Origin of the sequence: Streptomyces sp. NPDC050263 (assembly GCF_040655955.1) — a bacterium.
Classification (GTDB): Bacteria; Actinomycetota; Actinomycetes; order Streptomycetales; family Streptomycetaceae; genus Streptomyces.
Map to the genome: position 1 here is coordinate 1 of NZ_JBFAKW010000217.1, position 8119 is coordinate 8119.

At 69.3% G+C, this 8119-nt stretch carries 8 protein-coding genes and 2 pseudogenes; 5 read left to right on the forward strand and 5 right to left on the reverse strand.

All coding sequences use genetic code 11. The annotated features are described in order from the left end of the window. Nucleotides 1-87: 87 nt before the first annotated feature. The 3 genes and pseudogenes from AB0J04_RS44540 to AB0J04_RS44550 all read right to left on the reverse strand — a co-directional run bounded on the left by AB0J04_RS44540 (nucleotide 88) and on the right by AB0J04_RS44550 (nucleotide 2323). The gene (locus AB0J04_RS44540) at nucleotides 88-1137 is read right to left on the reverse strand and encodes a GDSL-type esterase/lipase family protein (protein WP_363174436.1); all 1050 of its coding nucleotides are present in this window, start codon (nucleotides 1135-1137) and stop codon (nucleotides 88-90) included. Between the two features lie 145 nt (nucleotides 1138-1282). Continuing rightward, a pseudogene (locus AB0J04_RS44545) lies at nucleotides 1283-1966 on the reverse strand (IS5 family transposase); the annotation flags it as partial. A 228-nt stretch (nucleotides 1967-2194) separates the two neighbouring features. Beyond that, nucleotides 2195-2323, reverse strand: coding sequence for a hypothetical protein (locus AB0J04_RS44550; RefSeq protein WP_363174437.1), 129 nt, complete (start codon nucleotides 2321-2323; stop codon nucleotides 2195-2197). A 5-nt stretch (nucleotides 2324-2328) separates the two neighbouring features. Between AB0J04_RS44550 and AB0J04_RS44555 the strand changes: the two genes are divergently transcribed. Then, entirely contained in the window at nucleotides 2329-2913 is a 585-nt protein-coding gene (locus AB0J04_RS44555; RefSeq protein WP_363174438.1) for a DinB family protein, read from the forward strand. A 22-nt stretch (nucleotides 2914-2935) separates the two neighbouring features. Continuing rightward, nucleotides 2936-3079, forward strand: a pseudogene (locus tag AB0J04_RS44560) (IS5/IS1182 family transposase); the annotation flags it as partial. 481 nt (nucleotides 3080-3560) lie between these two features. Here the strand turns inward: AB0J04_RS44560 and AB0J04_RS44565 are convergent. Continuing rightward, entirely contained in the window at nucleotides 3561-3950 is a 390-nt protein-coding gene (locus AB0J04_RS44565; protein WP_363174443.1) for a transposase, read from the reverse strand. Nucleotides 3951-4186: 236 nt separating this feature from the next. Here AB0J04_RS44565 and AB0J04_RS44570 point away from each other — a divergent pair, with 236 nt between their 5' ends. Then, nucleotides 4187-4447: a HupE/UreJ family protein gene (locus AB0J04_RS44570; RefSeq protein ID WP_363174439.1), complete on the forward strand. Its 261-nt coding sequence runs from the start codon at nucleotides 4187-4189 to the stop codon at nucleotides 4445-4447. Between the two features lie 7 nt (nucleotides 4448-4454). Continuing rightward, nucleotides 4455-5281, forward strand: a protein-coding gene (locus AB0J04_RS44575; protein ID WP_363174440.1) for an IS5 family transposase whose coding sequence is annotated in 2 segments (ribosomal slippage) — nucleotides 4455-4815 and nucleotides 4815-5281 — 828 coding nt in all. Because the reading frame shifts where the segments join, the coding sequence is not laid out codon by codon here. 327 nt (nucleotides 5282-5608) lie between these two features. Here the strand turns inward: AB0J04_RS44575 and AB0J04_RS44580 are convergent. Beyond that, the gene (locus AB0J04_RS44580) at nucleotides 5609-6640 is read right to left on the reverse strand and encodes a saccharopine dehydrogenase NADP-binding domain-containing protein (protein ID WP_363174441.1); all 1032 of its coding nucleotides are present in this window, start codon (nucleotides 6638-6640) and stop codon (nucleotides 5609-5611) included. A 110-nt stretch (nucleotides 6641-6750) separates the two neighbouring features. On the opposite strand from AB0J04_RS44580, the gene AB0J04_RS44585 reads away from it, so the two are divergent. Beyond that, nucleotides 6751-7746, forward strand: coding sequence for a helix-turn-helix domain-containing protein (locus tag AB0J04_RS44585; protein WP_363174442.1), 996 nt, complete (start codon nucleotides 6751-6753; stop codon nucleotides 7744-7746). Nucleotides 7747-8119 lie beyond the last annotated feature (373 nt).

Consider the following 8119-nt stretch of genomic DNA (forward strand, 5'->3'; position numbering starts at 1 on the left):
TCCACCTCACCACCCTCAACAGCTGAGTGCGAGCACGCCTACAAGCAACACCGAAGTCAACCCCCGAAGGACTTACGACGCAGACCACTAAGACGCCGAACACATGGCCGTCGCCGTAGGCGGGCCCGCCGCCGCCGACGTACTCGCGAGGAAGCCGAAGGCGGTGCTCGCCCCCGCCGTCACCGTGCCGTTCCATCCGGCGTTGCGTACCGTCGTCCCGGTCAGCGAGCCGTTCCAGACCTGGGTGAGCCGGCTGCCCGTCGGGAGTACGAGGGTCACCGCCCAGGAAGAGATCGCCGCCGTGGACGAGGTGTTGGTGACCGTCACCTCACCCTGGTAGCCGCCCTGCCACACCGACACCGCCCGGAAGGCCGCCGAGCAGCCACCGTTTCCGGGGTCCCCGGGGTCCCCGGGGTCGCCCGGGGTGAGCAGGGCCGACAGCGCCGGGTACCAGCGGGCCGCCATCTTGGCGTCGCCGGAGGCGTTGGGGTGGACACCGTCATAGGTGTCGGTGGCCGTGTCGAAGCCCGTCCACTGATCGACGACGGTCACCGGCGACTGCGCGGTGGTGATGCCCTGGGCCCAGGCCGGAATGCGCTGGTTGAAGGCCACTGTACGAGCGGCGCACTCGGCGCAGCTGCTCGGATTGATCGGGATGAGCTGGGCGACCAGCACCTTCATCGCAGGGTTGCCGGCCCGCATCTGGCCGACCAGCTTCGTGTACGCGGCGAGGATGGCGTCCGGCGCGATGCTGCTCCAGACGTCATTGGTGCCGAAGTGCATGACAACGATGTCTGGCAGGGTCGCCGCCAGCCAGCCGGGGAGCAGGTTCTGGTCGGCGGTGGCGGTGGCCTGGAAGCCGCCGTGGCCTTCGTTGTCGGCGTCGTGGGTGAGGGCACAGCTCTGGGCGTTCAGTGTGCCGACGAAGTCGATGTCGGTGTAACCGGCGTTCTGCAACTGGTTCCAGAGGAGGGAGCGCCAGCAGCCCGGGGAGCCGGTGATGGAGTCGCCGAGCGGCATGATCCGTACCGGGGTCGCGGCGGCGGCGGACGGGGCGCCGGTCAGGCCGAAACCGGCGGCGAAGGCGAGCAGGGCGGCCAGGACAGCGGCGAGGACGGGGTGGTGTCTGCTGCGCACGGGGTGTCCTTCCCGAAGTGGGGCAGGAGTGGGAGTGCGGTGTACGTGCTTATGGGAGCGCTCCCATAAGCGCGTACGGTTCATCAAGCCACCGTTGTCGCTGCCACGTCAATAGCCCGGGTAAGGCTCGCCGAAGCCCGTGAGGAATCACCCGACGTCGGGGAATCATCTTGAACCCTTTGACGCCGGGGCCGCGTTGGACGACTTCGACGTCGATTCAGGGGCGGGCGCCGTGGTCGATGGCTTGCATCCGGTGGCCGGTGTCGGCCCACGCCTTGGTCACTCGGGGGGTTGTGGCGGAGATCCGGCAGAGCAGGTGCATGCCACCGGCGTTGGCGGAGACGCTCGCCGCGGTCACCCGGACGGCCGGCAGCAGGCCGCGGGTGTCGACGCCGATGTGACGCTTGCGACCTGCGATTTTCCTTCCGGCGTCGATGCCCTGGCCGGCCGCTGGCACGTGGGCGGAGGTCTTGATGCTCTGCGCGCCCAGCACACGGGCGCTCGGCTCGGCGTCCCGGCCTTCGGCTTCACGCGCCAGGCGTCGCAGCAGGCCGTTGAGCCGGTCGAAGACACCCTCCTTCTGCCAGGCGGCGAAGTAGCCGTAGACCGTCTCCCCCGGTGCGAAGTCGTGCGGCAGCTACCGCCAGGGGATCCCGGTGCGGTCGACGTACAGAACGGCGTCCATGATGCGGTGCAGGTCGTGCTCGGGTGGGCGGCCGATGTCCAGGCCCTTGGCTCTGTGCTCGGCCCGCCAAGCGGTGAGCGTGGGGCCGATCAACTCCCAGCGGGCATCGGACAGGTCGCTGGGACGCGGGCGCTGTCGCGTCATGTTTCGGTAGTGCCGTCGGGCACGACGCATCCTCAGGGTGCAAACAGCGTCAACCGGGGGCGCTCTGTGATCAGACAGGAGCGACTCGACTCGAACGGGCGGAGGTATGGAGTCTCCTGTCGCACAGGCCGCATCGACCACTCTCGCCTCGGCAGCCGCAGCCCCACCCACCCCGAGAACCGCCACCAAACAACCTCGCCGGGACAAAACGCTCTTTTGGGGGTTGTCTCACGTGGCACGTTTCGCGCCCTTCTTGTAGCAGGTCAGGGCGGTGGCCATGACCAGGCCTCGGCTCTGCCTGTCGTTGCGGACCACGTACGGGATCTTGAGACCGCGAGCAGCCCATGGCAGGCTCATGCCGCATGATCGATGAGTTCGCGAAAGACAACCTGCACGGGAGACTGCGGCGGGACCGCAAGGCGCTGCTCTGGAAACTCGACGGCTTGTCCGAATACGACGCCCGCCGACCTTTGACAGCGACCGGGACCAACCTCCTCGGCCTGGTCAAACACGTGGCCACCGTCGAGGCCAGGTACTTCGGCGAGGTCTTCGACCGCCCTTCCCCGGAACCGCTGCCCCGGTGGCAGGAATACAACGGCAACGACCTGTGGGCGACCGAGGGCGAGACCCGCGATCAGATCATCGCGTTCTACCGGCGCACGTGGGAACACTCTGACGCGACGATCACCGCGCTCCCCCTCGACGCCCCAGGCCACGTGCCGTGGTGGCCGGAGCCTTATTCCAACACGAACCTGTTCGCCGTCATGGTCCATGTCCTCGGAGAGTCCATCCGGCATACCGGGCACGCCGATATCCTCCGCGAGGGCCTCGACGGCCGGACCGGGCTGCGCGCCGAACACGAGAAGCAGATCGACGAGGAAGCCCGTGCAGCCTACTGCGCGAAGATCGAGCAGGCCGCCAGGTCGGCAGCACCGATCAAGGCTTAGAGGTTGTCTCACGTGACTTGATGTTCGTGCGGCATTAAAAGGGGGATCGCCGACCGGGCCGAACCCGGTCGATCGCGGCAAGAAGGGCAGCAAACTGCACGTGCTGTCCGAGGCCCAGGGCGTCCCCCTGGCCGTCGCCGTGTCCGGTGCGAACATGCACGACAGCCTCGCCCTCAAGCCGCCCATCCGCGGCATACCCGCCGTCCGGTCCCGCCGGGGACGTCGCATGCCTGGCAGGCTGCGGCGAGCTGGGCAACGAGAGCGAGTGTCTGCCGTCCCATCGCCTGCTCGACCAGGGCGGGCCGACGAAGGCGGCTCTGGCGGAACACCTGAAGCAGCCGGTCGGTCTCGGCCTCGACGCGGCGTTGACGTCCGGCTCTGGTGACGGCGGTCCGCAGCCGTCCGCGGGTCAGTCGGGCGGCCTCGGCCGGAGTGGGCGCGGTCGACAGGATCGTGCGGGCCTTCCGGGACAGCAGCCGCTCGCGCTTCGTTGCGAACGCCTCGAGGATCGCGGGGTAGTACTCGCGCAGGTGTGATCGGAGCCGGTTGTGGGCGCGGGTTCGGACCCAGGCCGCGTCCTGCTGAGCCCTGGCGAGGACGGCAATTGCCCTGACCAGGGCGGAGTCGGTCGGCAGCGGGCGGTGGAACTAGGTGTCCGTGCGCGGGACGTTCGCCAGGACGACGGCGTCCTGGTGGTCGGACTTCTTCCGGGAGACGGTATGCCGGTCGCGGTATCGGGCGACGGCCATCGGGTTGATGGCATAGACCCGGCGTCCGGAGGCTTGCAGGCAGGCGACCAGGAGTCCGCGGGAGGTCTCGATCGCCACCGGGATGGGATCGTCCGGGCTGTCACCGTGCTCGGCGAGCAGATGCAGCAGGCCTTGGAAGCCCGCCGCGTCGTCGCTGATCCTGAGTTTGCCGAGCAGCCGGGCATCGGAGTCGACCACCGCGACGTCGTGATGTGGTCGGCGCGGAGCGCGCCGAGCACGGAGGGCACCTGGCAGCTGCGCGCCGGAGCAGGCCGCCGCGATCCACAGCTACCTGAAAGCCCACCTGCACGCCACCACCAGCGAGGGGAAGGCATGGACCGTCTCCTTCGGTGACGTCACTACGGGCCAGGCCGGCAGAGCACTTCCGGCCCCTACCGTGAGCTCACCGTCCACGCCACGCTCACCCCGCCTTCCGGGTGGAGACCCCCGCCGCTTCGTCCTCGACTACGACGCCATCGTCCACCAACCTGGAGAGCGGAAGCGTCTGGGACGGGACGCACGCCATGTTCCGGCTCGGCGCGAGCCACATCCTCGAAGGCACCGATCACCTGCTCTTCCTGCTCTTCCTCCTGCTGCCCGCGCCACTGTGCGCGATCGGGAACCGCCGGCGCGGTCTGGTCAACGCGCGGACCGCCGTCAAACGCATCGCCCGTACCACCCTCGCTCACCCTCGGGCATTCCATCGCGCTGGCCCTGAGCGCCTTAGAACTCCTAACAAAAAGCCGCAACTTACCTTGGAATGGCGGCGTCTGATGGGTTGCTAGCCTGGACATGAGAAGGGGTGAACAGCCGCCGTGGATCGTGGCGGATGGGCTGTGGGAGCGGATCGAGCCGTTGCTCCCGGTTGTACCGCGTCGCACACATCACCCGGGGCGCAGGCGTCTGGACGACCGGAAGGTGCTGTCGGGCATCCTGTTCGTGCTGTACACCGGCATTCCGTGGGAGTTCTTGCCCCAGGAGCTGGGCTTCGGCTCTGGCATGACCTGCTGGCGGCGCCTGCGTGACTGGAACGACGCGGGAGTCTGGCAGCGTCTGCACGAGTCGCTCCTGGCCGAGCTGAACGCCGCCGGCGCGCTGGACTGGTCGAGGGCGGTGATCGACGGCTCGCACGTCAGGGCGCTCAAGGGCGGCCCAGAACAGGACCGAGCCCGGTCGACCGTGCCCGAACAGGCTCCAAGCACCATCTGATCACCGAAGGGCACGGCATCCCGCTGGCGGTATCGCTGACCGGCGGAAACCGTAACGACGTCACCCAGCTCATCCCCCTGATCCAGGCCGTCCCGCCCGTCCGCGGCCGACGCGGACGGCCCCGACAACGACCGGTCGCGCTCTACGCCGACCGCGGCTACGACCACGACAAGTACCGCAAGCAGGTACGGGCCCTGGGGATCACTCCGGTCATCGCGCGGCGCGGTGTCGAGCACGGTTCCGGACTGGGTGTGCACCGCTGGGTGGTGGAGCAGAGCTTTGCCCTGCTCCACTGGTTCCGACGGCTGCGCATCCGCTGGGAGATCCGCGACGACATCCACGAAGCTTTCCTCAGCCTGGCCTGCGGCATCATCTGCTGGCGCCGACTGGTCAACCTCGCACTTTGTTAGGAGTTCTTAGGCCACCTCGAATTCCCCGCACAGCCGGTCGAGGCGTACATCGCTGTCAGTATTCTTCACGGTGCCGTTCACGCGATTCGCCCTCTCTCCGCACACGGCCACCACCGTCGACAGCCCTCGACGGCGCGTACAAGGGTGTCCCTGCGCCCACGGTTCCCGGACCACACGACCTGCCGCCGCCGTGAGAGCCATGTCCCACCCGCCCTGGGACGGCCGTCACCACCGCATGTCTCCATCGGGGCGCAGAGCAGCGGGGTCTCGCGGGGAGGGCAGGCCCCGTCATCGGCACGCGAGGTGCCGGTGTGGGCGGCCCGCGCGTCAGCGGGGCAGTTCCACGGTGATGTGCGGGGACAGTGCGCGGAGGAAGTCGGGTGCGTCGAAGAGGTCACCGGCGGAGGCGACGCCGGTCGTCCTGGTCCGGCCTGTGAGGATGCGGTCGACGGCTTCGACCGCGAGCGGCGCGGTGACGGCGTAGATGTCCTGGCCGCGGGCCACGGCGCGGCGTTCGTCGTTGCCGGAGCGCACCACGACGTCGACGATGAAGGTCTGCGCGGACCGCCCGTGCTCGTCGACGGCGGTGGGTGCAGGCGTGTCCGGTCCCGTGACGCCGTCGGCCGCCTCGGTCGTCATGTAGGTGCGCACCTCGGGGATGGAAAGGTGGCTGGGGATGGTGACGACGTCGGCCATCGTGAACTCGCCGATGACGGCCCGCGCGCCCATGGGCTCGGGGAAGGACCAGTTCAGGATGGGCAGTTCGTCGCTGTGGTACTCCAGCTGGCCGTTGGTGAAGCGGACACGGCGGCCACCGCGCCGCTCGACGGAGACCTTCCCCGCGGCGTGTGTTCCCTGCGTGGGCTCCCAGCTGTTCAGCCCGTATGCGATGTGTGCCTCGTCCGCGCTCTTCCAGTCGTCCATCGCCGCGGTGGCCAGCAGGTCGCCGAGGCCGCCGTAGAACGCCATCGCGGGGACGACCACCGCGCCGGCGTCGCGGGCCCGGTCCGCGAAGTGTGCGAAGGCGTCGGCGCCGGCCTCGATCTCGGCTGCTACATCGATGTACGGGATCCCGGCTCGCAGAGCCGTCTCGATCACCGGGGCGGCCGTCGTGGCGAACGGCCCCGCGCAGTTGATGACGGCTGCCGCGCCGGCCACTGCGTGGTCGAGCGATGCCGGGTCGTCGACCGATGCCGGGCGGACGTCGAGCCCGGGGAACTCGTCCGCCAGCGCCTTCAGTTTGTGGGCATCGCGCCCCGCCAGGACCGGAATCAATCCGCGCTCTTGCAGGTGTGCCACCACGAACCGGCCGGTGTGCCCGTACGCGCCGTACACCGTCACCGTCTGCGCCGCTGCCATGACTTCTCTCCTGTGCTCGGACCGAACGACCTCTCGACTGCGACCATCCTGGCGTCGTTGAACACGCAACCGTGATGGTCTGAAACGACAGGGTCCGTACAGTTTCAGACATGAGATCTGTCGCGCTGGCCGTCACCCACGGGATGCTGCACTTCGAATTCTCCGTGGCCCACGAGGTCTTCAGCTCGGCCCCGGCCGCGGTCACCGTCCCCTGGTACGACCTCTCCGTCTGCGGGCCGGGCACCGTGCCGTTCGGCCCGTTCCGCCTGGAGCCCGATCACGGCCTCGACCGGCTGCGGGACGCCGACACAGTGATCGTTCCCGGCTGGGCCGACGTCGACGTGGACCCGCCTGCCGAACTGGTCGACGCGGTGCGCGTGGCCCACGAGCGCGGCGCACGCGTGGCCTCCCTGTGCACCGGCGCGTTCGTGCTGGCCGCAGCCGGCCTGCTGGACGGAAAGCGAGCCACCACGCACTGGGCGCACACCGACGTCCTGGCCGCCCGCTACCCCGAGGTCGAGGTCGACCCGGACGTCCTTTACGTGGACAACGGCTCTGTGCTCACCTCTGCCGGTAAGGCCGCGGCCCTGGACCTGTGCCTGCACCTCGTCCGCCTCGACCACGGCTCGTCGATCGCCAACACCGTCGCCCGCCGCCTGGTCGTCCCCCCACACCGGTCCGGCGGCCAGGCCCAGTTCGTCACCGCCCCGGTGCCCGACCAGGACGGGCACCCACTCACCGCTCTGTTCCCCTGGATCATCGAACGGCTCGGCCAGCCGCTGACGGTGGAGGACCTGGCCCGCCGAGCCGGGATGAGCTCACGCCACCTGGGCCGTCACTTCCGCGCGGCAACCGGCACCACCCCCCTGCAATGGCTGCTGGCCCAGCGGATCCGCCATGCCCAGGAACTCCTCGAGAAGACCGACGACAGCATCGACACCATCGCCACAGCCACCGGCATGGGCACCGCCACGACCCTGCGCCGGCACTTCAACCGCACCCTCGGGGTGCCCCCGGACGCCTACCGCCGCACCTTCCGCACCCGGACCCGCCGTCCCCCGGTACCGGCGACTACCCGTCCAGCGCGGGGTGGGGAGACCGACTGAGCAGGTTTGGCCACCTAGAGTGTTCTCACTGTGTTTGACCGCTCCACGGCCAGGGTGAAGGTGGGGGCTCGGGGTGGCGCCGGCAGTCGTACGGGACCTGCGCGAGTACCGCCCGCCGGCTTCGGCGGAGGAACGGGAGCAGTTCGAGACCGACGTGCCGGCCGGGTTCGTCCTCGCGCGGGCCTCAGCGGGGCCGGCGGACGGCACCATCCGCTGGAACGTCGGTCACGTGGAGCAGATGCGGCCCTGGTTGGCCCCGGAGCCCTGGCTCGGACACCGACTCTGCTGCGCAATTCGTTCAGGCGGAGAGTCGGTAGCTGAGCCGTTCGAGTCTGCTGCTGCGGCGGGTCCGGTCGAGGGGGCCTGTGGTCCA

What these genes read in the sequence shown, in the direction of transcription:
- AB0J04_RS44555 (WP_363174438.1), top strand. Translation starts at nt 2,329, where the DNA reads ATGATCGATGAGTTCGCGAAAGACAACCTGCACGGGAGACTGCGGCGG.
- AB0J04_RS44580 (WP_363174441.1), bottom strand. Translation starts at nt 6,640, where the DNA reads ATGGCAGCGGCGCAGACGGTGACGGTGTACGGCGCGTACGGGCACACC.
- AB0J04_RS44550 (WP_363174437.1), bottom strand. Translation starts at nt 2,323, where the DNA reads ATGAGCCTGCCATGGGCTGCTCGCGGTCTCAAGATCCCGTACGTGGTC.
- AB0J04_RS44585 (WP_363174442.1), top strand. Translation starts at nt 6,751, where the DNA reads ATGAGATCTGTCGCGCTGGCCGTCACCCACGGGATGCTGCACTTCGAA.
- AB0J04_RS44570 (WP_363174439.1), top strand. Translation starts at nt 4,187, where the DNA reads ATGTTCCGGCTCGGCGCGAGCCACATCCTCGAAGGCACCGATCACCTG.